At 62.5% G+C, this 26407-nt stretch carries 23 protein-coding genes and 2 pseudogenes; 11 read left to right on the forward strand and 14 right to left on the reverse strand.

The window, feature by feature from the left end; all coding sequences use genetic code 11:
* The first annotated feature begins 90 nt into the window (after nt 1–90).
* The 3 genes from G6R19_RS05960 (at nt 91) to G6R19_RS05970 (ending at nt 2025) form a co-directional block, all read left to right on the forward strand.
* Complete coding sequence (locus G6R19_RS05960) at nt 91–840, forward strand: SDR family NAD(P)-dependent oxidoreductase (RefSeq protein WP_104187883.1); 750 nt, start codon at nt 91–93, stop codon at nt 838–840.
* Nucleotides 841–915: 75 nt separating this feature from the next.
* Complete coding sequence (locus G6R19_RS05965; protein ID WP_163163303.1) at nt 916–1455, forward strand: flavin reductase family protein; 540 nt, start codon at nt 916–918, stop codon at nt 1453–1455.
* A 30-nt stretch (nt 1456–1485) separates the two neighbouring features.
* Nucleotides 1486–2025, forward strand: a complete 540-nt coding sequence (locus tag G6R19_RS05970; RefSeq protein ID WP_163163305.1) for an NUDIX domain-containing protein — start codon at nt 1486–1488, stop codon at nt 2023–2025.
* Here G6R19_RS05970 and G6R19_RS05975 read toward each other — a convergent pair.
* Nucleotides 2013–2363 carry a helix-turn-helix domain-containing protein gene (locus G6R19_RS05975; protein ID WP_163163307.1) on the reverse strand — a complete coding sequence of 117 codons (351 nt, stop codon included), beginning with the start codon at nt 2361–2363 and terminating at the stop codon, nt 2013–2015. The genes G6R19_RS05970 and G6R19_RS05975 overlap by 13 nt on opposite strands.
* Between G6R19_RS05975 and G6R19_RS05980 the strand changes: the two genes are divergently transcribed.
* Both G6R19_RS05980 and G6R19_RS05985 read left to right on the forward strand, forming a co-directional pair.
* Nucleotides 2362–3225: an NADPH-dependent F420 reductase gene (locus tag G6R19_RS05980; protein ID WP_163163309.1), complete on the forward strand. Its 864-nt coding sequence runs from the start codon at nt 2362–2364 to the stop codon at nt 3223–3225. The two genes, G6R19_RS05975 and G6R19_RS05980, sit on opposite strands and share 2 nt — an antisense overlap.
* 256 nt (nt 3226–3481) lie before the next feature.
* Nucleotides 3482–4021: a nuclear transport factor 2 family protein gene (locus tag G6R19_RS05985; protein WP_104187896.1), complete on the forward strand. Its 540-nt coding sequence runs from the start codon at nt 3482–3484 to the stop codon at nt 4019–4021.
* 92 nt (nt 4022–4113) lie between these two features.
* Here the strand turns inward: G6R19_RS05985 and G6R19_RS05990 are convergent, their stop codons facing one another.
* The 4 genes and pseudogenes from G6R19_RS05990 to G6R19_RS06005 all read right to left on the reverse strand — a co-directional run bounded on the left by G6R19_RS05990 (nt 4114) and on the right by G6R19_RS06005 (nt 10388).
* The gene (locus G6R19_RS05990) at nt 4114–5616 is read right to left on the reverse strand and encodes an NAD-dependent succinate-semialdehyde dehydrogenase (RefSeq protein WP_163163311.1); all 1503 of its coding nucleotides are present in this window, start codon (nt 5614–5616) and stop codon (nt 4114–4116) included.
* A gap of 74 nt (nt 5617–5690) precedes the next feature.
* Nucleotides 5691–6769: pseudogene (locus G6R19_RS05995) on the reverse strand (thiamine pyrophosphate-binding protein).
* Nucleotides 6770–6831: 62 nt separating this feature from the next.
* Complete coding sequence (locus tag G6R19_RS06000; protein WP_163163313.1) at nt 6832–8145, reverse strand: dihydrolipoamide acetyltransferase family protein; 1314 nt, start codon at nt 8143–8145, stop codon at nt 6832–6834.
* 26 nt (nt 8146–8171) lie between these two features.
* Nucleotides 8172–10388: an alpha-ketoacid dehydrogenase subunit alpha/beta gene (locus tag G6R19_RS06005; RefSeq protein WP_163163314.1), complete on the reverse strand. Its 2217-nt coding sequence runs from the start codon at nt 10386–10388 to the stop codon at nt 8172–8174.
* 149 nt (nt 10389–10537) lie between these two features.
* On the opposite strand from G6R19_RS06005, the gene G6R19_RS06010 reads away from it, so the two are divergent.
* The 4 genes from G6R19_RS06010 to G6R19_RS06025 all read left to right on the forward strand — a co-directional run bounded on the left by G6R19_RS06010 (nt 10538) and on the right by G6R19_RS06025 (nt 15454).
* A complete protein-coding gene (locus tag G6R19_RS06010; protein ID WP_163163316.1) occupies nt 10538–11209 on the forward strand; it encodes a GntR family transcriptional regulator in 672 nt (223 codons plus the stop codon).
* 21 nt (nt 11210–11230) lie between these two features.
* Nucleotides 11231–11785: a VOC family protein gene (locus G6R19_RS06015; RefSeq protein ID WP_163163318.1), complete on the forward strand. Its 555-nt coding sequence runs from the start codon at nt 11231–11233 to the stop codon at nt 11783–11785.
* Nucleotides 11786–12287: 502 nt separating this feature from the next.
* The gene (locus G6R19_RS06020; protein WP_205484261.1) at nt 12288–13658 is read left to right on the forward strand and encodes an MFS transporter; all 1371 of its coding nucleotides are present in this window, start codon (nt 12288–12290) and stop codon (nt 13656–13658) included.
* A 335-nt stretch (nt 13659–13993) separates the two neighbouring features.
* Nucleotides 13994–15454 carry an MFS transporter gene (locus G6R19_RS06025; protein ID WP_163163320.1) on the forward strand — a complete coding sequence of 487 codons (1461 nt, stop codon included), beginning with the start codon at nt 13994–13996 and terminating at the stop codon, nt 15452–15454.
* Nucleotides 15455–15789: 335 nt separating this feature from the next.
* Here G6R19_RS06025 and G6R19_RS06030 read toward each other — a convergent pair.
* Nucleotides 15790–16791, reverse strand: a pseudogene (locus G6R19_RS06030) (acetylxylan esterase); the annotation flags it as partial.
* Nucleotides 16792–16954: 163 nt separating this feature from the next.
* Here G6R19_RS06030 and G6R19_RS06035 point away from each other — a divergent pair.
* Both G6R19_RS06035 and G6R19_RS06040 read left to right on the forward strand, forming a co-directional pair.
* Entirely contained in the window at nt 16955–17686 is a 732-nt protein-coding gene (locus G6R19_RS06035; protein ID WP_163163324.1) for a FadR/GntR family transcriptional regulator, read from the forward strand.
* 121 nt (nt 17687–17807) lie between these two features.
* On the forward strand, nt 17808–18569 hold the full coding sequence (locus G6R19_RS06040; protein ID WP_163163326.1) for a glucosamine-6-phosphate deaminase: 762 nt from the start codon (nt 17808–17810) through the stop codon (nt 18567–18569).
* Nucleotides 18570–18706: 137 nt separating this feature from the next.
* Here the strand turns inward: G6R19_RS06040 and G6R19_RS20580 are convergent, their stop codons facing one another.
* The 8 genes from G6R19_RS20580 to G6R19_RS06075 form a co-directional block, all read right to left on the reverse strand.
* A complete protein-coding gene (locus G6R19_RS20580) occupies nt 18707–19042 on the reverse strand; it encodes an amidohydrolase family protein (RefSeq protein WP_346010074.1) in 336 nt (111 codons plus the stop codon).
* Nucleotides 19000–19722: a hypothetical protein gene (locus G6R19_RS20585; protein WP_346010075.1), complete on the reverse strand. Its 723-nt coding sequence runs from the start codon at nt 19720–19722 to the stop codon at nt 19000–19002. Before G6R19_RS20585 ends, G6R19_RS20580 begins: the two co-directional genes overlap by 43 nt.
* Nucleotides 19723–19876: 154 nt before the next feature.
* Nucleotides 19877–20560: an N-acetylmannosamine-6-phosphate 2-epimerase gene (locus G6R19_RS06050; protein WP_163163328.1), complete on the reverse strand. Its 684-nt coding sequence runs from the start codon at nt 20558–20560 to the stop codon at nt 19877–19879.
* 2 nt (nt 20561–20562) lie between these two features.
* Entirely contained in the window at nt 20563–21522 is a 960-nt protein-coding gene (locus G6R19_RS06055) for an ROK family protein (protein WP_205484263.1), read from the reverse strand.
* Between the two features lie 18 nt (nt 21523–21540).
* Nucleotides 21541–22470, reverse strand: a complete 930-nt coding sequence (locus G6R19_RS06060) for a dihydrodipicolinate synthase family protein (RefSeq protein WP_163163330.1) — start codon at nt 22468–22470, stop codon at nt 21541–21543.
* A gap of 44 nt (nt 22471–22514) precedes the next feature.
* A complete protein-coding gene (locus G6R19_RS06065; RefSeq protein WP_163163332.1) occupies nt 22515–23321 on the reverse strand; it encodes an ATP-binding cassette domain-containing protein in 807 nt (268 codons plus the stop codon).
* Nucleotides 23318–25438 carry a dipeptide/oligopeptide/nickel ABC transporter permease/ATP-binding protein gene (locus G6R19_RS06070; RefSeq protein ID WP_163163334.1) on the reverse strand — a complete coding sequence of 707 codons (2121 nt, stop codon included), beginning with the start codon at nt 25436–25438 and terminating at the stop codon, nt 23318–23320. Before G6R19_RS06070 ends, G6R19_RS06065 begins: the two co-directional genes overlap by 4 nt.
* A 2-nt stretch (nt 25439–25440) precedes the next feature.
* A complete protein-coding gene (locus G6R19_RS06075; RefSeq protein WP_163163336.1) occupies nt 25441–26397 on the reverse strand; it encodes an ABC transporter permease in 957 nt (318 codons plus the stop codon).
* Nucleotides 26398–26407 lie beyond the last annotated feature (10 nt).

Below are 26407 nucleotides of genomic sequence, written 5' to 3' on the forward strand. Positions count from 1 at the left end.
TAGCGTTGATTGTGGGCGAAATCAGCAAGAAGGCTACGCACTGAGATCAAAGGAGATCCCGTGAGCTTCCCCGGACGTGAAGGAATAACAATGAGCAACGTACTCGAAGGCAAGACCGCAATAGTCACCGGTGCCGGCTCAGGCATGGGTTTGGCAACTGCCCGCCTGTTTCATCAACAGGGCGCAAACATCGTCTTGGCGGACTTCTCGGGGGCCCAGGAGAAAACGGCTGTGGAGCTCGGAGACCGCACGGTGCCGATCCAAGCTGACATTTCAAAAGCTGGAGACGCGAAAGCAATGGTTGATCTGGCAATTAGCGAGTTCGGTGGCCTCGACATTCTTTGCAATATTGCAGGGGCAAATGCTCCCATGGTGCAGCACCATGAGGCGCTGGAGTCGGACTTCGACAAGATGATTAACGTAAATCTCCGGGGCGCTTTCCTCACGATGAAGTATGCAATTCCCGCCATGCTCGAGCAGGGCGGGGGATCGATCGTCAACGTGGCCTCGGCGGCAGCCTTGATGGGGACGCCTCTCTACGGCGGTTACAGCGCAGCCAAGACCGGCCTCCTCGGGCTGACCCGCACCATCGCCCTCGAATACGCGGAGCAGAATATCCGCGCAAACTCCATCTGCCCTGGCCCCATAAGGACTCCAATGATGGAAGAAGCTCTGGCGGAAAACCCTGCCGCCGCTGACTATCTCATCAACATGGTTCCGGCACGTCGCGTCGGAACCGCAGAAGAAGTAGCCAATGCCGTCCTGTTCCTCGCCAGTGAGCAGTCTTCGTACATCACCGGCGTCGCACTGCCTATCGATGGCGGCCAGACAGCCGCCTAACTGCCCAGACGTATTCGGCCCGGGAATGGTCAAAGACCGATCGCTCCCACACGGGCACCGAAAGGAATAAAACTCATGACCCAAAAATTTATGACTCGGCCGAAGGTCAGTGCATTCGGCAACGACCCTTCGCTGGTGAGGAGCACGTTTGCGCAATTTCCGTCCGGAGTTGCAGTGCTGGCGGTCGAATCGGGCGATGAGAAGCATGCGCTCGTCGCGTCATCGTTCATGGTTGGGGTGTCGCTTGAACCGTGCCTCGTCGCGGTAGCTGTGCAGAAGTCGTCGGAGACATGGGAGCAGATCAAGGATGCTGCTTCACTTGGGGTTTCGATCTTTGGCAAGGGGCAGGGGCATCTGACCCGCAAGCTCGCAGGCAAAGACCGCGCTGCACGCTTTGAGCAGGTGGCCATCGACATCGGCGAGGACGGGGCCGTATTCATAGAAGAGGCGGCGTTGTGGCTTGAGTGCTCGATCCATGAGGTTTCGGAGGCCGGCGATCACTGGATGGCGCTGCTCGAGGTGAAGAAGCTCGGAGTCGGCGAAAATGAGCCGCTTATTTGGCACGGCGCCAAGTTCCGCGAGCTCGTCAACGCTCAGTCGATCGACGTCGTTTAGCGGACTGTGCGGTTGCTGTGGAAGGAACATATGAGCGCCATTGATGCGATGCCCGGCGTCGGGTTTCCCCCTCGTGCTGTGCATGACATTCCTGCGGACCGGACCGTGATAGCGGCCGTCATCCAGTGGCGGGACAAGATTGCACTGTTCAGACGGAGCGGGAATCTTGGCCACGACAGTGGCCTGTGGCACTGCATTACCGGTTATATGGAAGCCGGTGCCACGCCTGAACAGCAGACCCTTGAAGAGTTGTTTGAAGAAGCCGGTCTGCAAACCAAAGATATCCTGGGACTCCTGCCGGGGCCGGACGTGGTGGTGGCCGACGATGTTGGGAATCCGTGGCTCATTCATACTTTCACTGCCTTCACGTCCCGCCGGCGGCTGAAGATCAACTGGGAAAACGACGCCTACCGTTGGACTTCTCCGCACAAAACCAAGCGCTTCAGTAACCGGGTGGCTTGGCTGGATAACGTGCTTGATGCAACCGGTCATGTCCCGGGCATTCCGGCACTTGAACCTGGGGCAACTTCGGGGTGGAGCTTGGGTGCTGCTCCACGTCAGGAGGCCTGACGATCATCGCGGTTGAAGTGGGCCGCCTCCTGGAGGATCAGGTTCAGCAGGCCGGGGAAGCGGGCTTCGAGGTCATCGCTGCGCAGCCGGCTCATGCGCCGGACACCGACGTCGTACTGGTGGATCACGCCTGCCTCGCGCAGTACCCGGAAGTGTCGCGTTCCGGCGGACTTTGTTACCGGAAGGGCAAAGTCCGTGCAGGGGATGTCCCCGCTGCTGCCAGCCAGGCGAATGACGATCGCCAGCCGCACCGGGTCAGTCATTGCGGCCATCAGTCGGAACAAGTCCAGTTCGCTGACGTCAGGGTGGGTCAGGGGGGTGGAGGTTCGGCTGGCCATGTGCCCAGTCTATCGGCTCCTATGTTTACGTTTATGCGAACATAGGCTACGTTTAATCCCAAGGCCGCCATCCAGTGCGTGCCATCAAGGGGACGTACCGTTCAGGTTCCCGCCCCATCCACGAATCCCAACTGAGGAAACACATATGCCCACCCTTGGAATCATTGGCACCGGGAACATTGGTGCTGCCATCGCCCGTCTGGCCGTCAATGCCGGCATCTCTGTAGTGCTGTCCAATTCCCGCGGCCCGGAGACACTCGCCAGCTTCGTCTCCGAGTTGGGACCCCTGGCTTCCGCCGGCACCATCGAACAGTCCGCGGCGGCCGGAGACGTTGTTGTACTCTCCGTGCCTCTGACGGCGCATACCGCCATTCCTACATCCCTCTTTGAAGGGAAGGCTGTACTCGATACCACCAACTACTACCCGTTCCGGGATGGAAGGGTGTCTGAGCTCGACGAGGAAAGGCTGACGACGAGCGAGCTGGTCCTGCGGCATTTCCAGGGAGCCGGCCTGACGAAGGCCTTCAACAACATCCTGGCTCACCACATCCCCCAGCTGGCACGCCCCTCCGGCGCGCCAGATCGTACCGCCCTTCCTGTGGCTGGCAATGATGTCTCTGCAAAGGCGAAGGTCATGGCCCTCATCGATCAGCTGGGTTTCGATGCAGTGGACGCCGGTACGTTGGGGGAGAGCTGGCGTTTCGAGCCGGAAGCCGCTGCCTACACCAGGCTTTACCTGGCGGACCCCGCAACCCCGGACGACCGCATGCTCGAAGCTCCCGCCGGCACTGTGCCCGCTGAACGGCTAACCGAAGCACTGCAGCGGGCCGAACCGGTGCGCGTTGCCGCGCGCACCTTCTAAGAACCCTTTCACGCCTGCTGGCCTTAGTGGCACGCCTTGACGGCGGCACTAAGGCCAGCGGCGTATGCGGGCCTGGCCCGGAGCCGACGGAGGTCGCCTCGATACCGCGCCTGACGTGGTTTTAACGCGCCTGACGTGGTTTTTAAACTGCATGGCGCCCTAGTAGCTACCTGTCCAGCGACTCCTGCTTTTAGCGTTGGTACCAGCGAGGGCAGCAAGGAAGCTGCCTGGTGTTTGAAGTAGAAAGTCTGGATATATGTCGCTCACAGATGCTCAACTGACCGAGTTGTATGACAAGCAAGCCCTCCACGACAACCTCATGTTGTACGCGAGGGGCGCGGACCGGCACGACCGCGAGCTGATGAAATCCACATATTGGCCTGATTCATTCGATGATCACGGCGGCTATGTCGGAAACGGCCAGGAGTGGGCTGATGCAGCCATGACCTGGCACGACAAGATCCACAGCTGCAGCCACCACATCTCCAACGTCCTGTCCGAGATCGACGGAAACCGGGCCAAGCGCGAAAGCACGTTCATCTGCGTGGTCCCGTTCAAGGACCCCGAAGTAACAATGTTCCAGGCCGGCCGCTACCGCGACTTGTGCGAAAAGCGCGACGGCGTGTGGAAAATCCTTCACCGCACCTGCATCTGGGACTGGATCGACGTCCGGCCCGTCAACACGGACTGGGACATCGTGGGTGTCCCTCGGGTCTCGCACTGGGGAGCCTGGCATCCCGAGGACCCGATCTACAAGGACTGGGTCGACAGCCCGCCGACCGAATTCTCGCGGTAGCCCTGCACCTGCCCAGCTGGCTTTCCTGAACCACCTAAAAGCGCCTGCCGACCCTCTACTGGGCCGGCAGGCGCTTTGGCTGTTGTGCGGGGCTAGTTCGCGTAGGGGTCTGCGATGCCGATGTATTGGGTGGTGGTGTATTCGGCGATGCCTTCTGAGCCGCCTTCGCGGCCGAGGCCGGATTGCTTAACGCCGCCGAAGGGTGCTGCGGCGTTGGAGATGACGCCGGCGTTGAAGCCGACCATGCCGAATTCGATCTGTTCGGCCACGCGCAGGAGCCGGTTGAAGTCGCTGCTGTACAGGTAGGACGCCAGGCCATATTCGCTGGCGTTGGCCAGGCGGATGGCGTCCTCCTCCGTTGTGAAGGTGGTGACGGGGGCGACGGGTCCGAAGATTTCCTGGCCCAGGATCGCAGCATCGTTGGGCACGCCTCCAAGGACCGTGGGCTGGTAGAAGTAGCCGGGACCATCCACGGGTGCGCCGCCGGTGACGGCTGTTGCTCCGGCGTCGACGGCGGCACTCACCAGTGCGTGCACGTCGTCCCTGGCGCCGGCGTCGATCAGCGGGCCCACCTGGGCGGCGGGGTTGGTGCCGCGGCCGGTGGCCAGCGCGCCCATCGCCGCGGCGAACTTGGCGGTGAACTCCTGTGCCACTGATTCGTGGACGAGGAAGCGGTTGGCGGCGGTGCAGGCTTCGCCCATGTTCCGCATCTTCGCGGCCATGGCCCCTTCGACGGCCTTGTCGAGGTCCGCGTCCTCGAAGACGATGAAGGGGGCGTTCCCGCCGAGTTCCATCGAGGTGCGGAGCACGTTCTGCGCGGCGTCGGCCATCAGCCGCTTGCCGACCGGGGTGGAGCCGGTGAAGCTCACCTTCCGGAGCCGGGAGTCCTTCAACAGCGGCCCGGAAATTCCCGAAGCGGAGGAGGATGTGACGACGTTGAGGACGCCGGCGGGCAGCCCGGCGTCGAGCATGGTCTGCGCGAAGTACTGCGCCGTCAGCGGGGTGAGTTTGGCGGGTTTGAGGACCATGGTGCACCCGGCCGCGACGGCGGGAGCGACTTTGCGGGTGGCCATCGCGAGCGGGAAGTTCCACGGCGTGATGAGCAGGCATGGACCGATAGGTTTGTGCTGGACCAGGATCTTGTTTTTGCCTTCGGGGGTGGTGAGGTAGCGGCCGTAGTCGCGGACGGTTTCCTCGGAGAACCAGCGCAGGAACTCTGCCCCGTAGGTGACTTCGCCGCGGGCTTCGGCCAAGGGTTTGCCCATTTCCAGGGTCATGAGCAGGGCGAAGTCCTCGGCCCGTTCGGTGACCAGGTCAAAAGCCCGGCGCAGGATCTCGGCCCGCACCCGTGGCGCGGTGCGCGCCCACGACGCCTGCACGGCGTCGGCGGCATCCAACGCTGCAATCGCGTCATCGCTTGTGGCGGAAGCGAGGGTGGCGAGGACCTCCCCGGTAGCGGGATCGTGCACGTCGAACGTGCCGCCGTCGGACGCCTCCCGCCACTGCCCGCCAATCAACAGGCCGGTCGGGACGGAAGCAAGAAGGGAAGCCTCCCGCTCGGGTGAAACGGCAGGGGACATTGTGGAGACAGTCATAAAGGGAAGTCCTTAAGGGTTATACGGGTTTCGACAGGCTCAAATACGAGGCCGATGCTGGTTGTGGGGGAGGGCTAGTAGGCTTTGACCCGCTGCTCAACCACCAGATGGATGAGCGCGAAGACGCGGTCCTCCTCGATGGCTCTCAGCGACGCTGTGATAGCGGCAGGAATGTCAGCATCGCGTTCCACCTTGACGCCGAAGCCCCCAAAGGCCTCTGCCATGAGCGCGAACTCAGGGTTTTTCAATTGGGTGCCCGAAACACGTTCGGGGTAATGGCGCTCTTGATGCGTGCGGATTGTCCCGTATTCCTGGTTGTCCATCACGATGACCAGGGGAGTGGCGCCATACTGGGCCGCGGTGGCCAGTTCCTGCCCATTCATGAGGAATTCGCCGTCTCCCATTCGGCCGCTGCAGGAATATGGTGCTTTTCCAGCCAGCGCGTCAGCTGGTCGGCGCCTTCCTGGGTCCAATCGTTTCCGCCGGTGACAAACAACGGCTTGCTGGACGCCGCCAGGGCATCGGCCAGCGCGGCCGCGTCCACAGTGGTCATGCCACCGGTGGCGACCGGGATCGGCGGATGGAGTTCGGCGGGGATCTGCCGGCGGATAACGTCTTCCGGCAGGCCAACGACGACGGGACCTGGCCGTCCGCTCATCGCCGCGAAGAGGGCTTCGGCGACGATTTCCGAGGCACGTTCTGCGTGGTCGAGGACCATCACGCGCTTGGCGCCGGTATCGAACCAGGCTTTGATGTCGAACTCCTGGAATGCCTCGCGGTCCCTGTGGGCAAAGGGAATCAGCCCCACGAACAGAACCATGGGGGTGGAGTCCTGCCAGGCGGTGTGCAGGCCAACATGGGCATTGGCCGCGCCGGGCCCACGGGTAACCATCGCGATTCCCGGCAGCTGGTTCATCTTGCCGTCAGCCTCGGCCATGTATGTGGCGCCACCTTCATGACGGCACACGATGGTTTCGATGGACGAGTCGTGGAGTCCGTCAAGAACGTCGAGGAAGCTCTCACCCGGCACCACATGGGCCCGCTTGATGCCGTGGGAGGCGAGCGTATCAACAATGACGTGCCCGGCGGACTTACGGGATACCTGCAGCAGGTCCCCTGGCAATTCGTCTTGCTCTGCCGTTACTTGTGTCATGAAATATAGGCCTTTTCGCTGGATGCCGCGTCTTTGCGCAACAAGTTCAGTGGGGGATGCGATTACAGGAGGATGCTGAGCGGGTTCTCGATGCGCGCTTTGAAGGCGGCCAGCAATTGTGCTGCCACCGCACCGTCGATTACACGGTGGTCTGCGGAGAGGGTGCAACTCATCACCGTGGCAACTGCCAGCTGGCCGTCGCGCACCACCGGACGTTGCTCGGCCGCCCCCACGGCCAGGATCCCGGCTTGGGGCGGGTTGAGAATTGCGGAGAACTCCCGTGTCCCGTACATCCCCAGGTTCGTCAAGCTAAAGGACCCGCCCTCGAGTTCCTGTTGCCGGATCCGGCCCGCGGCCGCACGTTCTTTGTAGTCGCCCATGGTTCTCCCCAGGGAGCTGAGGGAGAGGCTTTCCAGGCCGCGGACCACCGGCGTCAGCAGCCCGTCTGTGGTTGCGATTGCCACGGCGACATCCACAGTGGAATACCGGCGGATGGCGTCTCCTTGCCAGGAAGCGTTTGCGGCTGGCACGTCCACAAGCGCACCTCCCAGGGCTTTGAGGACAAGATCATTGACGGTTGCCTTCTGCCCCGCAGGGAGTGAGTCCTGGTTAATTTGCTTGCGTAAAGCCAGGAGTGCGTCCATTTCGACGTCAATGGAGACGTAGAAATGGGGAACGGTGGTCTTCGACTCGGTCAGCCGCCGTGCGATGGCCTTCCGCATGCCTGAGAGCGGTACGTCCTGGAAGTTTTGCACCCTTGGCGCCTGCTGCGCTTCCGCTGGGGACAACACGACAGTTTCTTGCGGCTGTGGAGTTGGCTCGGGGGTGGCTGCCTGCTGCCGGCGGGCCATTTCAACATCTCCGCGCAGGATCCTGCCATTGGGTCCGGAGCCTGCCAAGGCTGAGAGGTCGACGCCCAGTTCTTTTGCAAGCTTTCGAGCAAGGGGTGACCCGAATATGCGCGAGTCACGTCCCTGAGCATTGCGGGACGGTTCCTGGGTCGCGTCCGGAGCCGCAGGCCGCGTATCCCGCCGCGTTGTTGGTGCTTCAGTGTCCTCGGGCACGGGGTGCTCGGCAAGGCTGTGGGAGGCGCCGCCCGCGGAGGCGATCTGCTTGTCTACGGACGCGTCGTCTTCCCCCGCTTCTACGAGCACAGCAATGGGCTCACCGACACCTACGGAAGTTCCCGGCTGTATTAACAGCCTTCCGATAGTGCCGGGAAACTCAGCCTGCAGTTCAACAGTGGCCTTTTCAGTCTCAATTTCGGCGATGGGCTGTCCGGCGGCGATGGTGTCACCTATTTTTACGAGCCAGTCCTGGAGTGCTGCCTCGGTGGCGTCTGCGACGACGGCCGGCATAGTGATGATGGTTGCCATGATGAATGTCCTTCGATGGATCGGGTTCAGGAACGGCCGAGGTTGCGGGCTACTTCGTCGAAGCCGGCAAGGACGTCGTCGAGATCGGCGTTGGCGGCAGCCTCAAGAACCTTCGAGATGCTCGGCGCGGCTTCCTTCCCCGTTACCCTTTGGATGGGCTGGTCAAGGTAGTCGAAGAATCTGCGCTGGATCTCATCCGAGAGCCAGCCGCCATATGAGGTGCCTCGGGCACCCTGCTCGACGATCAGGACGTTATTGGTTTTCTGGATCGAGGCGCCGATGGTGTCCCAGTCCAGCGAGGCCCGGTCGAGCCACCGCAGATCGATAATTTCCGGGTCCAGATCCGGGCGTTGCTCAGCCGCCTGCAGTGAAACGTCCACCATGTTCAGGTAGCTCAGTACGGTGACGCCTTCGCCCGCTCGCCGTACGGCAGCTTTGCCGACAGGCAACTGGTAATCAAGATTCCCTTCGGGAATGCTTCCCTTGGTCCCGTAGAGGTCGACGTGTTCAAGAACGAGCACCGGGTCCTGGAGTTCCAAAGCTGTGTTCATCAGCCCGATATAGTCGTGCGGTGTTGACGGCGCTACGATGCGCCAGCCCGGGTTGTTGGCAAAGATGCCTGCCGGGTCCATGGAATGCTGGGAGCCATAGCCGGCTCCCATTGCCACCTTGGAGCGAAGCACCACAGGCATGGAGGACTGCCCGCCGAACATGTGCCGGGCCTTGCCAATCTGGTTGAAAATCTGGTCAGCGGCAACCCACAGGAAGTCCGAATACATGAACTCCACGACGGGCTTATAGCGCCCTGTCATGGACAGGCCGCCTGCCAGGCCTGCGAAGGCGTTCTCGCTGATCGGAGTGCCCAGCACCCGGTCGGGATAAGCATCTTTAAGGCCCCGGGTCGCCCCGTTGGTGCCGCCTTTGAGCCGGTGCACATCTTCGCCGAGGACCAGCACGCCCGGGTCCAGGTCCATTCGGCGATCGAGGACATCTGCAATGGCATCCACGAAGCGGCGCTCCACGGTGCCCTCTTCGACTTCTTCGCCAGATGCTGTGCCGGTCAATGCCGGTTCGCTCCTGATATCGGTATCCACGGCGGCGGGATCCGGCCAAAGAGTGGGGCGGATCCGGCGGGCGCCTTTAGCGCTTTCCGGGTCCTTCTCCGTGATCTCATCAACAATTCGGATGATTTGCTCCGTGATGTGCGAGGTGAGATCGTTCAGTTGTTCGTCGGTGAGGAGTCCGCGCCGGGTCATCTCCGCCGCCAGTTTGGCCAGCGGGTCACGGTCACGCCACTGCTTCTCCTCTTCCTTGGTCCGGTAGCCGAAGGCGCTGCCGGGGAAGGGGCCGTTCTGGTGGAAGTAGCGGTAGGTTTCCGCCTCGATGAGGGTTGCCCCCTTGCCGGCGCGCATGTGATCCACGGCTGCCTTCTGGGCAATGTAGACCGCGAGGGGATCCATGCCGTCCACGCGCCAGGACCTGATGCCGAAGCCGGGGCCACGAGCCGCCAGGCGAGGTTCCCCGGTTACGTCCGAAACATGGGTCGAGACAGCGTAGAGATTGTTTTCGATGTAGAAGCACAGCGGCAGGCGCCAGGCAGCGGCCAGGTTCATGGTCTCAAGCGTTGACCCGATATTCGAGGCGCCGTCACCAAAATAGGTCACGGTGACCCCCATCCCAGATGCCTGCCCGCCGTCGTCCTGGATCTCTGCGTCATGGCGCTGGGCCCACGCATTGCCCGCGGCAAGCGGCACTCCGCCACCCACGATCGCGTTTGTGCCCAAAGCTCCGGCCTCAAGCCACTGCAGGTGCATTGAGCCGCCCCTGCCGCCGCTGAAACCGGCCTTGAGCCCCAAAATCTCTGACATCGTCCGTCGGATGAATTCCGTGACCTGGTCGTTTTTTATCCCGTCGATGATCGACATACCGTTCGGGGACAGATAGGCAAGACCCTTTGCCAGGAATTGGTGATGGCCCCGGTGGGTGCCATTGACGCCGTCGGCTCCCCGCAGCGCCAAAACGGATCCCACCGCTGCTCCCTCCTGGCCAATGCTGGAGTGGGCGGGGCCGTGTACCAGGCCCTCTGCCGCCAGCTGCAGGACAACTTCCTCAAAAATGCGGATGGTGTGCATCTGAACCAGCATGGATTCGAGCAATTCGGGAGCTGCTGCGTCCCAGTCTTCGCGGGTTGTGTGTAACTGTGTGCACTCTGTCGAGTAGGTCAAGGGCGTTGTGGTTGACATCTTTGGCTCCCATGGGGCGTACGTGCATCGCTTTTGCGTTCGTCCCACCATAAGTGGATGATTGGATCCAATGCAAGGAGTGGAGCCCGTATTTACGCGCCAAAAATCCCGGAATGGATCCATTGGGTCGGAGTCCTTATGCTTTAGGTATGTCCACCCAAGCTGTTCTGTTGAAGAAATCGGGCGCCGCAAGCCAGCGCATCGCAGACGAACTAAGTCAAAGGATCCTCGACGGGGACCTCGCGCCCGGCACGAGGATCCGACAGGAGCAGATCGCAGAAGAGTTCGGCGTCAGCAGATTGCCGATCCGTGAAGCCTTGCGAATCCTTGAATCGCACGGACTCGTCACACTGGTCGCCTCATCCGGGGCCTGGGTCAGTTCCATGAACCTCGCTGAGTGCCAGGAGACGTATCTGATCAGAGAACGGCTTGAGCCGCTCGCGCTGGGCCAGGCCATCGACAGCGTCAGCATTGAAACCTTGGATCGGCTCACTCAGCTGGCCGGCGAGATGGAGAACTGCCAGGTGGTGGAGGACTTCGTCGAACTGGACCGTGAATTCCACCTGTTGAGCTTTCAAGATGCGGGCATGCCGACCTTGCTGGAGATAGTCGAGAGGCTCTGGAACACCACCCAGCATTACCGGCGCGCGTACGTGCAGCTGATCGGTCCCGAGGGACTCGACGACACACATTTGGAGCACAGGCTCCTTGTGGCGGCCATCCGCCGTCGTGACACCCGCTCTGCTGAGGAATTGCTGGCCATGCATGTCCGCAAAACACGCATGGCCCTGCTTGATCACCCTGAAATATTCGATCGCTAGAAATAGTTGGTGGAGAACCACATGAACCAGGACGTCGAACAGCAAGACATCGCCCTCAAGGAACGGCGCGGGCTGCCGGGTATCCGTGGAACGGATCACATCGGGTTCACAGTGCCCGATATGGAGCAAGCTCACGAATTCTTCGTCAACGTCATAGGGTGCCAGCATGTCTACTCGCTGGGGCCGTACCCGCAGGACCCCGAGTTGATGCGGACAAAGCTTAATGTCCACCCGGAGGCGACACTGGCGGAGATACGCTTCTACCGCTGCTTCAACGGGGCAAATTTTGAGGTCTTCAACTACTCCTCCCCGGATCAACGGCGGGAACAGCCCCGCAACAGTGACATTGGCGGTCATCACATCGCCTTCTATGTCGAGGACCTCGACGTAGCTGTCGACTATCTCAAAAACCACGGGATCCAGGTGCTTGGGGAACCGACCTCAAGTTCAGGAGCCAGCAAAGGCCAGCGTTGGGTCTACTTCCTGGCGCCGTGGGGAATGCAATTCGAACTCGTGTCCTTTCCGCAGGGAAAAGCGTACGAATCACAATCCCCACTGCGGCTCTGGATGCCCTAGGGAGACCTGGCCCTACTGCAATCCCGGGCCGAGCCCGTGCCGCAGATCGGCTGGTCCTAACCCGCGCAGAGTTTCTGCGAGGGGCCAGCGGCCGTGTCGAGGGCTTCGATGTAGCGAGTGAGCGCATCACGGTTGTGGATCAGAAAATCGATTTCTGGGACATCCGCGCGCGCTCATGCAAGCCACCAAGCCCTGCTCTTCGTAGCACAGCAGCGTGCGTGCCGGAACACCTGACCGCTTTGCCAGTCCTCCAATACGCCTGGTATTCCTTCGCTGGGGAACTGCATGGGCACTATCACTAGTGGCAATGCATAAATGGCCACAAGGTCACGAAGTATCACAATATGAAAGTTTAGTGAGACAGACGAAAGTTTTTCTTGACGCGCGGTGTGAATCGAACTAGCGTCGACGTACCGACCCGGCCGCACGAAGAAGAGCGTCTGGCGGATTCCACCTGTAACCCGGTCGCCTTTGGTGCCGGCGGAAACACCCAGGAGAACACATGCGGACAATGAAGTCGCAGGCCCTGCTGACTACTGGATCAAAGGCGGAACAGGACGTGCCCAGCGTCCAACCCGCCGAAACCAAGGAGTTCGGGCCAGACCAGAAGAAGCTGCTGCGCCGCACTGTCGCCGGCAGCGTCGTCGGCAACATCATCGAGCAATACGACTTTGTGCTTTACGGATCAGTTGCCGCCCTGGTCTTCGGCAAGCTGTTTTTTCCGACCTTCGATCCGACTGTCGCCCTGCTTGCCGCGTTCGGGACCTATTCCGTCGGTTTCATTGCCCGCCCGCTCGGTAGCCTGGTGGCGGGGCATGTCGGTGACCTCCGCGGTCGTAAGGGCGTCCTGGTTGCCATGCTGCTCATCGCCGGGATTTCAACGACCGCCATGGGACTTCTTCCGACCTATGCTGTTGTTGGGATCTGGGCACCGCTATTTCTCGTCACCCTGCGGTTCGTGCAGGGCTTCTCGTTTGGCGGAGAATACGGTGGCGCCATTCTGATGGTCAGTGAGACGGCTCCCCGGGAAAAGCGGGGCTTTTATACCGGATTCATCCCGGCATCGTCAGCGGTAGGCGGGCTGCTTTCAACAGGTGTGCTCTTCGCTCTGAGTTTCATGCCAGCGGAGACGTTCGAAGCGTGGGGCTGGCGGGTCCCTTTCCTTGCGTCGATCATCCTCGTCGTGACTGGCCTCATCATTCGGCTTCGGCTCAAAGAGACCCCGGTATACAAGAACGCCGAGACGCAGGGAAAGATCACCCGTAAGCCCATTCTCGAAGTGATAAAGGCCAACCCAAAGGAGCTTCTCCTCGCGGCGGGAATCAGTTTCGGATTCGGCACGCTCACCTATGGCGTAGTGACCTGGTTATTGAGCTACATCACCAACAACCTCAAGCTTGACGCGGGTGTGGGTCTTATTGCGCTAACCATCGCTTTCGTCTTCTATGGCCTCAGCGACTGGGTGAGCTCAGCGATCTCTGACCGGGTAGGTCGACGGCCGGTAATACTCACAGGTGGAATTGCTTTTGCCGTCTGGTCATTTCCGATGTTCGCGCTGATCGGCACGAAGAACTCCATACTCATCACGCTGGCGATGGCAGTTGCACTTATCCTATGCGGAATGATTTACGGCCCGCTTGCCTCACTGATCAGTGAGCTCTTTGCCACCAAATTTCGTTACAGCGGCGCATCGATGGGCTACCAGCTCGGCCAGACCCTGGGCGGTGGATTCTCACCCCTGATCGCAACCGCCCTCTACGCAGCAACACGGACTTCCTTTTCGGTCGCGCTCTATCTCGTGATTGCCGGGCTCATCACCGCCGCCTGTGTGTTCTTCCTGACGGAAACCAAGGGACGAGACCTCACGCAATAACCGTCACTCAACTGTCGCCGGCTCTGCCCACTCCCGCTCCCGCTGGCAGCGGGCAGAGCCTCGACCAGAAGCGGACGCTGGCCACAAAATGGCGCCTATTCGGGTGCTGTTGGCGGGAATGGCTATGAACGGCCAGTGCGAGTCGCTTTTAGCCTTAATAAGAACGAGGCTTGGCGGGACACCCATCGCACTGCCATCAAAGCAGCGCTCGGTTCTGGGATTGATCAGAATAAAGTTCCTAATACCTAATACCTGATGCCTACGCAGTGCGTTCTGCGATACCCCGCCATGCTCAGGTGCAAGAGCAACAAAATTGACGGATGGAACGAAATTAAGTGACCACAGCAACTGCCGACGGAGTCGGGTTTCGGTCCCGACGGGGCCCCATTCTTATTGCCTTAATGGTCTCGTCAGGCCTGGTGGCAATTGATTCGACGATTGTTGCGACGGCTGTACCTTCGATCGTGCACGACGTTGGCGGCTTCAGTTCTTTTCCCTGGCTTTTCTCGGCCTATTTGTTGGCGCAGGCTGTCTCCGTGCCCGTCTATGCGAAGCTCTCGGACATCGTAGGGCGCAAGCCGATCATCCTTAGCGGCATCGGTCTTTTCCTGCTCGGTTCGATCCTCTGCGGAGTGGCGTGGAGCATGCCAACCCTCATTGCATTCCGCGTGCTGCAGGGCTTGGGCGCGGGAGCAGTCCTGCCGATGGCAATGACCATCGTTGGCGATATCTACACGGCGACTGAACGGGCCAAGGTGCAAGGCTACCTTGCCAGCGTGTGGGCCCTTTCCTCAGTCATTGGCCCAACATTAGGAGGCTTGTTCGCGTCGCTCGGTATCTGGCGTGGGATCTTCCTTCTGAACATCCCACTCTGCCTCTTGGCTGGGTGGATGCTGATCCGAGCGTTCCACGAACGTATCGAGCGCGCCAAGCATCGGGTGGACTACTTGGGGGCGCTACTGCTAACTATTTCCCTTAGCCTGCTGATCCTCGGGGCTCTCGAGGGAGGTCTGGCATGGGCCTGGAACTCCGTCGCCAGCATCTCCGTGTTTGGAGTCGGGGCACTCTTGTTCGCGGTGTTCATTCTCGTCGAGAGGAGGGCAGCAGAGCCGGTGCTGCCGCCGTGGGTAGTGTCCCGGCGTCTGCTGGCCACGACGTCGCTGATCTCTTTCGGCATTGGTGCAATCATGTTCGGCCTTACTTCCTACGTGCCCACGTTCCTCTTGGGATCCCTCTCGACCTCCCCGGTTCTGGCCGGGCTCGCCCTGGCGGCATTGACGATCGGCTGGCCGATCAGTGCTTCACAGGCTGGCCGGTTCTATTTCCGGATTGGTTATCGGAGGACGGCACTGATTGGTGTCATGGTCGCTGTCATCGGTACATCGGTCCTTACGCTCACGGCTTCTTCCCCCAACGTTCCGGTTGTGGCGGCGTGTTGTTTCGTCGTCGGATTGGGACTGGGGCTGGTAGCGACCCCGATCCTCATTGCCGCCCAGTCAAGCGTCGAATGGAATGAGCGCGGCGTAGTCACGGGTACTAATCTCTTCGCCCGTTCGATTGGAAGCTCCATCGGCGTCGCCGTTTTCGGGGCAGTAGCTAACTCGATATATGCCGGCGTCCCCGGCGGCGATTCTGACCCCCACACAATTGTGTCTGCGACTACTGCTGTCTTCGTGGCCGTGCTGGTCAGCGCCGTACTGACGGTTGTCGCCGTTATCGCGATGCCTGCGGTCGACGACTTGAGCAACACCCTTGAAGCATCTGCCGAAGCCGATGCTGCATCCTCAAATGGTTAGGCGCCTCTGCTCTATACGTGTGAACCTGTTGAATCGCTGGCCGAAACTGGTCGAGTGAGCACGTTTTGTCGGCACGGTAATTGGTGTGTGGACATTGTCCTTCGACCGGCACCGGCACCGGGTCCTCGGCGATGCAGGACCTGTCCTCGCGCCTCGTCGGAGCCCGAACCGCGCAAAACGTCCACCCGAGGTTCTCGCATTATTGCTGTACTTAACGCCGATAGTTGTTCCTCCGTCTTGGTCCCGCAATAGCGGTGGTCCTGACACGCCATTCGGGGTAAGACAGCGTGTGTTTGAGATGGGTATCGACCTGCTAGCGGGCGAGGATTTTCGTTCAAGTACACGAGCTGACGGACCCAGTGGTGTTCCTGTCCTCCCTCGTGGCCGTTGACATGGTAGATATCGATGGATTTGGTGGACCCTTGTCCCGACTGCCGTGGGTTCCCAGTTCCGTAGCTGTTGTAGGAAGCGAAGACGGTGGACGGCGGGCAGACGTCATCGAGCAGTGCGACGGAAAACAGTGCTGGGGCCGTCGCCCTTCGAGCAAGGTGGACACCGTCGAAGTAGTTCAGGACCTCTAACGCGTGCTCGTAACGTTCCCGGTGCCGGGAGAGGAACGCTGCGATTTCGGGATAGGGCCCCCGTTGTGCCAGATCAATTGCCCGTGGAAAGTCCTGAAGGAAGGGTACGTCCGCAAGAACAGCGCGAATGCCGTCCAGTCTTCCGGCAGCAAGCCCGCCGGCTGCCAGGGCCAGGCCTCCGCCCTGGCTTATCCCGGCAAGGATGACGTTGTTTGCGTCCACCTCCGGAAAGCTTTGGACCGTCTCAGCCGCCCTGAATGCGTCCACGTACAGCCGGCGGTAGTAGTAGTCCTCCTTTGAGGTCAGGCCGCGTGTCATGAGGCCCGGGTATGCCACATCTCCCGCTGAGGGGTGCGGGTCTGCCGTGCCGCCGGAGATCCCGCCGTAGCCTTGGCCTCGCGTGTCCATAATGAAGTGGGCGTAGCCCGCCTGAGCCCATGTGGTGTCCTGCTGGACCAAACCGCGGCCGCCTGAGTAGCCGATGTACTGCACAACTGCCGACAGGCGGTGGCCGGGGGACCGGTATGCCGGAAGGTGGAGCCAACCCCGGATCCGGTCTCCGCCGTAACCGGCAAAGGAAACATCGAAGCTGTCGACGAGTGGCAGTAGATTGTCAACGGGCGTGGCCTCCGGCATCAAAGGGATGGCGCGGGCCTCAGCGAGGGTTGCATCCCAGAACGCATCAAAGTCCTCCGGCTCAGTCGCTGCGGACGTATAAGTGCGCAACTGCTCCAGGGGCATGTCAACGGTAGGCATACTGGCTCTCCATCATCTGGGTCTGGGGGAATCCCACCTGCCGGTGAACGCGGATTGTAGGATTCTGAAAATAAGACTGGCGAAACAGGACAGAGGATGTCCCATCTCCTGTACCATTAGTTTAGACGAAGGCCACCACCGGAGGGCGGCCAAAGGAGATGACGTGACAGTAGCACCCGCCTCGGTTTCGCCAGCCAGATTCAGCGCGCAAATCCGCTCCCAGGCCTTGCAGACTCGGATCATGGAGCTCATCCTGGAGCGTGGCCTGGATGTTGGCGACGCCCTTCCCACTGAGAGTGAGTTGTCCACTGAACTGGGTGTGGGGCGTAATACTGTCCGGGAATCCCTGAAAGTCCTGCAGGCTCTGGGCGTCATTGAGATCCGCCACGGGTTCGGCATGTTCGTTGCCCCGAACAATTTCAGCGCACTCGTGTCCGGGCTGACCTTCCGAGGGAGGCTCTCGCTCCGCCATAAGGGCGAGGAAGCGATGGAGCTTATCGATGTGCGGCAGGCTCTTGAGTCCGGCCTTATAGGATCCGCGATCGACCTCTTGACCGACGAGCATCTGGCTGATTTGCGTACCACCATGGAAGCGATGCAGGACGCCGCCGGCAAGGGTGAGCTCCTCGTACAGCACGACGCGGAATTCCACCGCCGTCTTTACGCGCCCCTGAACAACGAGCTGCTTATCAACCTTATGGACGTCTTCTGGCAGGTCTACCGCCAGATTCATGAGGCATTGGGCTCCGGGCCGGTCAACCTTGAAGAACAGGTCCAGATGCATTGGGACATCTACGACGCAGTGGCAAACAGGGACAAAGCTTTGGCTTCTGAGCGCCTTCAGCGCCACTTCGACGGTATCCGCCGCAAGTTGAAGGACGTCGCGTCAGCCTGATGTGCGCCGAGGGGCGCGGAAAACGCAGCTGCCCCTTTGCCTCACGCTGAGTTTCCCGTCCCATAGTTCGCCGCCAGGATTGGCGGAAGTGACACACCGTACGAGAGAGCCCCCTTTTGCCATGGAGATTTTTGTTGTGCCCGACGCCTCGGGTACCGGAGCTGTTGCCGCCGGAATTCTTGCCGCCGTCATCCGGAGCAAGCCTGACCTGGTCCTTGGTGTCGCTACGGGCAGCTCCCCGTTGCCCGTCTACGCGGCGCTGGCCGAGCACACTTTGGACATGTCCGGCGTCCAAGCGTTTGCCCTCGATGAGTACGTTGGCCTGCCGGCTGGGCACCCGCAAAGCTACGCCGAGGTGGTCCGCCGTGAAGTGACCGAACGGCTGGGTCTGGACCCCGCCCTTGTTTCCGTTCCCGACGGCGGCGCCGAAGATCCTCACCACGCAGCAGCCCTGTATGACGCCGCCATCCGCGCCGCCGGGGGCGTGGACGTGCAGATTCTGGGGATCGGCCACAACGGCCATATTGCCTTCAATGAACCTGGCTCATCGCTGGATTCCCGGACCCGCGTGGAATTTTTGGCCGAGCGGACCCGCAAGGCCAACGCGCGCTACTTCCGGTCTGTTGACGACGTGCCAACCCAGTGCATCACCCAGGGCCTCGGCACCATTCGTGAGGCCAGGCACCTGCTGATGGTGGCCAACGGGGCCGATAAGGCTGAAGTTCTCGCTGCAGCGCTGCACGGGCCGGTGTCACCTGAGTGTCCCGCTTCGGTCCTGCAACTGCACCCGCATGTGACCGTGGTGGCAGATGAAGCCGCGGCTGCCCTCCTTGGTGCCGACCTCGGACAGGTGGCCGTCCGGCTCGCGACCCCGAGCGCCTGAACCGAGCGCCTGAACCAGGGGGCAGAGGCCTTAAGAAGCAGGCGCGGGGGCAGCCGTGATGGCTGCGGCCGGCCGGGGGAGTGACAGGCCGCGACGGAACACCCTGAATGGGCGGAAGTCGCGGTCCACCGCCAGGTTTACATGATGCAGTACGGCAACGCCGGGATGTCCGCCCTCAGCCCTGAGCGGAGGCTTCCTACTTCTTGCTGGAGGCCAAGGATCCTTGCCGGAACGGCCGTGGCTGACACCACGGCGCTGGCCGCGTCCACCCCTGCTTCGACCGTCCGCCGTGCAACCTCCAGCAGTGTCGCAGTTCCGCCCGCGAGGGCGCCATTGCTGCGTAGCCTGGCCTCGCCATTGTGGACTTTCACTCCTGCCGCGCCAAGGTCGTAGTCGCCGTCCGGCAGTCCCGTCGCGGCCATGGAGTCGGTCACCAGAATGACGTTCTCCCCGCCAACGAGTGCGAAGACCATGCGTACGGTGTCCGGGTGCAGGTGGACGCCGTCGGCAACAAGTTCGACGGCGCCGTACATGCTGCCGCCATTCGCAAGCAGGCCGCTACGGGCCCGGGGTCGCGGTGGTGCAGCGATGGCATGCCGTTGAACAGGTGGGTGACCGTGGGTCGGGCGTTGCTGCCCAGCGCGGAGGCGAGCAGGTTCGCTGCCTGCGTGAGGAAGGTCGCCGTCGTCGGGGCATCGGCGTTGGTGTGTCCCAGGGACGGCGTGACGCCCAAATCAACCATTGATTTCACCAAAGCTGCGGCGCCGGGCAGTTCGGGAGCATAGGTCATGGTGCGCAGGTACCCGCCCGAGCTCTCGACGAGGTCCCGGAGCAGGTGAAGGTCGGGTTCGAGGAGGACCCGCGGATCCTGGGCGCCGCACCGCGCTTGGGAAAGGAACGGGCCTTCGGCATGGATTCCGGCGACCAGTCCCTCCTCAGAGAGAATGCGCAGGGTTTCGGCAACGCGCAGCAGGTCCTCGCGGGGAGCCGTTACCAGGCTCGCCAGGAGTGTTGTGGTGCCGCTGGCGTGGAGGAAGTCCTCGGCGGAGCGGGCTGAGGGGAGATCACCGCCGGGGAAGTCCCCGCCTGCCGCGCCGTGGCAGTGCAGGTCCACCAGGCCGGGCAGGAGCAGGGTTCCGGACGGCAGTTCCACTTCCTCCAGCCCTGGAAGGGAGCGGGGATCGAAGCCTGTCCTGGGGCCGGCATACGCTATGCATTCCCCTGTAACGCGACCACCCCGTCCTCAAGGACTGTTCCGTCGGTGACGATGGTGCCGGACAGCAGGAATGTGGCGGGCGTCTGGGAGTTCATTTCAGGGCGTCCGCGAACCAGCCCGTGATGGTGGCCGGGTGTGTGATGGCAGTTCCTACCACCACGGCGAAGGCCCCGGCATCAAGTGCCTGCCTTGCCTGGGCAGGGGTATGCAGCCGGCCCTCCGCGATCAGAGGCACTCCAAATCCGGCCGCCGCGATGTGTTCCAGCAGTTCAAGGTCGGGGCCTTGGGTTTTGGGTCGTTCGCCGGAGTAGCCGGCCAGTGTAGTCCCAATAAGATCTGCGCCGGCCTCGACGGCGGCCGCTGCGTCCTCGAGTGAGCCGCAGTCGGCCATGACCAGAGCGTGGGATTCTTTGTGGATTCCGGCCACTGTCTGGGCGAGGGTGAGGCGATCCGGGCGTGCGCGGCGGGTGCCGTCGACGGCCACGATGTGGGCGCCAGCGTTGGCTACTGCGAGCGCGTGCCGGAGGGTGGGGGTGATGAAGACGCCGTCGTGCCCGTCCTTCCAGAGCCCGATGACCGGGACCTCCACTGCCGCACGGGTATGTTGGACGTCCGCCAGGCCCTGCACCCGGACAGCAGCGGCGCCGCCGATGACTGCGGACGCCGCGACCTGTGCGGTGGTGCGGGGATCGCGCATAGGCTCACCCGGGTAGGCCTGGCAGGACACGATGAGCCTGCCCCGCAAGGATTCAAGGCCATCGGGGGAGAGAATCATGGTCAGTTCCTTTGGAAAATCGTTGCTGGAGTGAGGACGAGGCGGGCGGCGCCCACGATGGCGGCGGCGTTGCCAAGGGAGGCAGGCAGCACTCGAATGCCGGCAAGGGCTGGGAGGAGTTCGGCCCGGGCGGCCCGTTCCATGGGCCGCCACCACGGCGCTCCTGCATCGGAGAGTCCGCCGGAGACCACAACAACTTCGGGGTCCAGGATGTTGGCCAGCCCGCCCACCGCTTGCCCGGCCGCGGCGGCGGCGACGTTGATGGTCTGGATGGCGATGGCGTCGCCATTAGCGGCGAGGGCGAAGACACTGCGGGCGTCCGGTGAAGCCGCCTCCCCACCCAACCGCCGGTAGGCTTCCGGGACGGCGGGTCCGGAGGCGATGGCTTCAACATGCCCTGCTCCGCCGCAGACACACGGCAGCGGCTGGCCGTTGTGGAAGGCGTAGGGCGAGGCAAAATGGCCAACGTGTCCCCCCACGTGGCGGTGCCCCAGAACCGGTGTGCCGTCAAGAACATAGCTTCCGCCGACGCCGGTGCCGAAGGCCACCAGGAGTGAACTTGTGGTCCCGGCTGCAGCACCGGTCCATGCCTCGCCAAGCGCGTGGGCGTGGACGTCGTTTACTGCCTGAACGGACGACGGCGGCAGGTCCAGCCGTGCTGCCAGGCCGGCTGTGAGGGCTATTCCGGCCCAGCCGAGGAGCGCATCGGTTGCTGAAACCACTTCGCCTTTACGGGCATCAATGACGCCGGCGGAACCGATGCCGACATGGTCGACGACGATTCCGGCAGCAGCAGCACGTCCAATGAGTCCAGCAACCAGGACGGCAGTGGCGTTGAGAATTGCCTCGCCGCCATCACGATTGAGGGTGGGAATGGTCTCGGAAAACAGCAGTTCACCCGTGCCTGAGACCACCCCGGCAGCAGTCTTAGTGCCACCGAGGTCAACACCAATGGCGTGCATCAGCTTCAGCGCCCGCCCCTAGACCAGGCTGTTGCGTTCGAGGATGACCTTGATCGCGGTGGTTTCCTCTTCGTTAAGCGCGGGCATGGGGACGCTCATGGTGTTGGATTCGATGATGCCCATGATCTGCAGGGCGGTCTTGAAAGCGCCGAGGCCGGCTGCTCCGCCGGAGACGCGTCCCTTGGGGGTGTAGACGATCTCGAAGAGGTCGGCCAGGCGGTCCTGTTCGGCGGCGGCCTTGGCCCAGTCTCCGGCTCCGGCGGCATCAACGAGGTTGCGGTAGCCGCGGGGGTCCACGTTTCCCAGGCCGGGTACCACGCCCTGTGCGCCGCCGAGGAGGGCCCCGTCGACAACTACTTCGTGGCCGGTGAAGATGTCGAAGTTCTCGATGTCCCTGGCTGCGAGCAGCAGCTGGCGGAAGGAGACGTCGTCGCCGGAGGAGTCCTTGACGCCGGCGATGACGCCTTCGCGCCCGAGGCGGACCAGCAGGTCCGTGGGGAGCTTGAAGTGGGTGCGGACCGGGACGTCGTAGGCGAAGATCGGGGTGTCGACGGCTGCGCGGATGTTGCGGAAGTGGGTCTCGGTCTCTGCTGCGTTGCCGATGGCGTAGTACATGGAGGTGACCACGATGGCGTCGGCCCCGAGGTCGATGACGCGTTTGGCTTCCTCGATGACGCGGTTGGTGGTCTGCTCGTTGGCGCCCACGATGAGGGGCACTGATTTAGCACCAGCAGAGGCGTTGGCCGTGGCGATGGTGCTGACCACCAGCTCGCGCTCGGCGTTGGTCATGTAGGGCACCTCCGCGGAGGAGCCCAGGACGAAAAGTCCGGACACACCGCCGTCGAGCAGGTGCTTGGTGAGGTTCTGCAGTGATGCGGTGTCGATGCTGCCGTCCGCGTGGCGGGGCGTAACGACGGGCGGGATGACGCCGGAGAACTGGGAAGACACGGAAAAACTCCAATGGGTGGTTGTAAAGGCGGGGGTTCGAAAATTTAGATGTGCAGCAGGCTGGGGGCTGCTCCGAGGAGCTTCTTGGTGTAGTCGTTCCTGGGGGCGTCGAAGACCTGGGCGGCGGGCCCTTCCTCGACGATTTCGCCGAAGTACATCACGCAGATGCGGTCCGAGACGTAGCGGACGGTCTGGATGTCGTGGGAGATGAACACCATTCCCAGGTTCAGCTGGGTCTTCAGGTCTGAGAGCAGGTTCAGGACCTGCGCCCGGACCGAGACGTCCAGGGCCGACGTCGGTTCATCCGCGACGATGATGTCCGGATCCAGGGCCAGTGCCCTGGCAATGGCCACGCGCTGCCGTTGGCCGCCGGACACTTGCGACGGCGTCACTTCCGCTGCGGAGGCAGGCAGGCCCACCAGCGCAAGGAGTTCTTTGACCTTGGCCCCCCGGGACGCGGCGTTGCCGATCCCATGCACCTGGAGCGGGTCCGTAAGGATGTCCTGGATGGTCATGCGCGGGTTCAGCGCCGTGGCGGGGTCCTGGAAGACTACCGATACGGCCCGGCCGAATTCCTTGCGCATGGCCGCGTTCCGTTTGATGGCCGGCTTGCCGTGGAAGAGAACCTGGCCGGACGTCGGTGTTTGCAGGCCCACCAGCACGGAGGCCAGGGTTGACTTGCCGCAGCCGGATTCACCCACGATGCCAACGGTTTCGCCGCGGCTGATGCTGAAGTCCACACCGTTGACGGCTTTGACGATGTTCGGGCGGAAAAGACCACCTGTCCTTGCCCGGTGGTGGACTTTGACGTCCTTGAGTTCAATGACGGGTTTGCCGGTGGAAACGCTCACTTGGCTTCCTCCTTTTCATGGCTGGCCCAGTAGTGGTCAGAGTCCCCGCCCACGGCGGTGAGGACCAGCTGCTGGTTCGGGTTGGCGTCCCGGCGCAGGGAGCGCGGTGCGAAGCGGTCCCCGGGGGCGAAGTCCTGTGGTGACGGCACGGTGCCCGGAATCTGGTGCAGGCGGGCGGCGTCGGCTTCGATGGAGAGCACGGCGCCGAGCAGGCCGCGGGTGTATTCGTGCTTCGGGTTTTGCAGCAGCTCGGACGCCCGGGCTGATTCGACCACCTGGCCGGCGTACATGACCGTGATGCGGTGGGCCAGGGAGGCGACCAGGGCCAGGTCGTGGCTGACGAAGACCATCGCGAAGCCCAGCTGTTCGCGCAGTTCGTTGAGCAGGTCCACCACCTGTTTCTGTACGGTGACGTCCAGGGCGGTGGTTGGCTCATCTGCCACCACGATCTTCGGGGAACGGGAGAGTGCCATCGCGATCAGCACGCGCTGGCGTTGGCCGCCGGAGAGCTCGTGCGGGTAGCTGGCCAGGGTGCGTACCGGATCGAGTTTAACCATTTCCAGCAGCTCGGCGGGGGTCTTCCGCCCGCCGCGGCGGGTCAGCTGGGTCATCTGGTCCTTGATCTTCATTGACGGGTTCAGCGAGCTGAGCGCGTCCTGGTAGACCATGGCGATCTGTTCCCCGCGGAGCCCCTGGTAGGCCTTGGGATTGCTGTGGCTGGTTTGCGGGTCCAGCAGTTCCTTGCCGTCGAACTTGATGGAGCCGCTGATCCGTGCCGTCTTGGGCAACAGGCCCATCACGGCGAGGGAGGTGATGGACTTGCCGCAGCCGGATTCGCCCACCAGGCCCATGGTTTCGCCCTCACGGACACTAAAGGAGACGTTATCCACGATGGCGGTGTCACCGAACCTGCCGGGGAACCGGATGGAAAGGTTTTCCACCTCGAGGACTGTCCTCGCGTCTGTTGGGACCTGCGGCAAACGGTCCGTCCGGGTGGCTTCGACGGCTGCCAACAGTTCCAGTTCACGGTCGAGCAGGAGGTGGGGGTTGGCCGAGGCCACCTTCACGTCCGTGAGTACCGCGGCCCTGTTGTAGCTCTCCTCGTCGAGGATCCCCCCGGAAGCGGTACGGACGCCGTCGAGCTCGTGCTCTTCGATGACCGATGGTTGGGCAACAGAGGTTGCGACCTCGGCATCCACTGCAGCAACAGCGGCGCCTGCCACTGATGCGCCAGCGCCGTCGTCGTCTTTCACCACGGGGGCCTTGCGCAGTTTGGGATTCACCATGGCGTCGGTGAGGCCTTCAGCGAGGATGTTCAGTGCCAGCACGGTGAGGAGGATGGTGAGGCCGGCGAAAGTAGTGGCCCACCAGCCGCCGGACAGCACCAGGTTGCGGCCGTAGGAGATGATGTTGCCCCACGAGGGTGCCGGGTCCTGGACTCCGGCGCCCAGGAAGGACAGGGACGCTTCGAGGATGATGGCGTCGGCAACCATGACGGTGGCGAAAACCAGGACCGGGGCCGCGGTGTTGCGGACGATGTGCTTGGTCAGGATGTAGAAGCGGCCGGCGCCGATGACGCGCTCTGCCCGGACGTAGTCTTCGCCGTATTGGGCCAGGACGTTGGCGCGGACAACCCGGGCGAGTTGCGGGGTGTAGATGATGGCTATGGCAATGATGATGGTGGGCACCGAGTTGCCGAAGGCCGCCAGCAGGACGGCCGCCAGGGCGATCCCGGGGAAGGCCATCAGGATATCCATGATCCGCATGATGAGTTCGTTCACGGCTTTGCTCGAAGTCGCAGACAGCGAACCCAGGAATGCGCCCACCAGCACGGCCAAACCAACCGCGCCGAGGCCGATCAGGAGGGAGGACTGCGATCCGTAGAGCAGGCGGGAGAAGATATCCCGGCCCAGCCTGTCGGTGCCGAAGAAGTGTTCGGCCCCCGGGGGCGTGGCTGGAATAAACGTTTCAAGCGGGTCGTGCGGTGCCAGGACCGGAGCAAAGACGGCGGCAATGGCGATCACCACGAGGAAGGCGAGGGCCAGGCGGGAACTCCAGGGCAGGGCCTTGAAGCGGAGTCCGGGGGCGCTCAGACGTTCAGCGAGTTTGCTTCGCATGGTCACACGGTCCTGATTCGGGGGTTGATGAGCAGGTAGAGAAGGTCCACGGCGATATTCACCAGGACGAAGGTCACGGAGATGGTGAGGACCACGCCCTGCACCAGGTTGACGTCCAGGTTGGTGATGCCGTTCAGGATCAACTGGCCCATTCCGGGCAGGGCAAAGATCATTTCAATCACGACGGCGCCGCCGAGCAGGTAGCCGATCCGCAGTCCCAGCACGGTCACCGGCGTGACCAGGGCGTTGCGGAGCACGTTCTTGGAAACCACTTCGCGATAGGGGACGCCGTTGCCGATGGCAGTCCGGACGTAGTCCCGGTCCAGCTCCTCCACCATGGAGGTGCGAACCACCCGGATGAGGGAGGCTGAGACCGGGATGCCGAGGGCAAGGGCGGGCAGCGCCATCGAGTTGAGCCAGCCTCCGAAGCCGGACTCGGGAGTGGCGATGCCTCCCGAGGGGAACAGCGGATTAGACCCCAGGGCGAACCACTGGATCAGCACGATGCCCAGCCAAAACGACGGCGTCGCCACCGCGGCGATGGAGAACACACGGACCAGCTGGTCCTGCCACTTGTCCCGGTACAGGGCGCCCATAATCCCAAAGACCAGGGAGACCACCACGGCGATGATCACGCCCAGGAACGTCAGCTGGAGGGTGAGCGGAAAAGCCGAGCCGATCATGCTGCCCACGGACTTGGCCGGGGGAGTGGTGACACCCAGATCGAACTGCAGGAGCCTGCCAAGGAAGCGGACGTACTGGAGCAGGATGGGATCGTTCAGGCCGTTGGCCTGGCGGTACTGCTCTTTTGCTTCCTCGCTTGCCCCTTCGCCCAGGGCGCTGCTTGCCTGGTCGCCGGGGGCGGCCTGCAGGACGAGGAACACGAGCAGTGTGATGCCCAGGATCATCAGCGGCAAGGCAGCGAGCCGTCGGCCCAGCAGGCGCAATATCGTGGTCAATGTATTCTCC

The sequence above is a fragment of the Arthrobacter sp. Alg241-R88 genome (genome assembly GCF_900537115.1).
Lineage (GTDB): Bacteria > Actinomycetota > Actinomycetes > Actinomycetales > Micrococcaceae > Arthrobacter.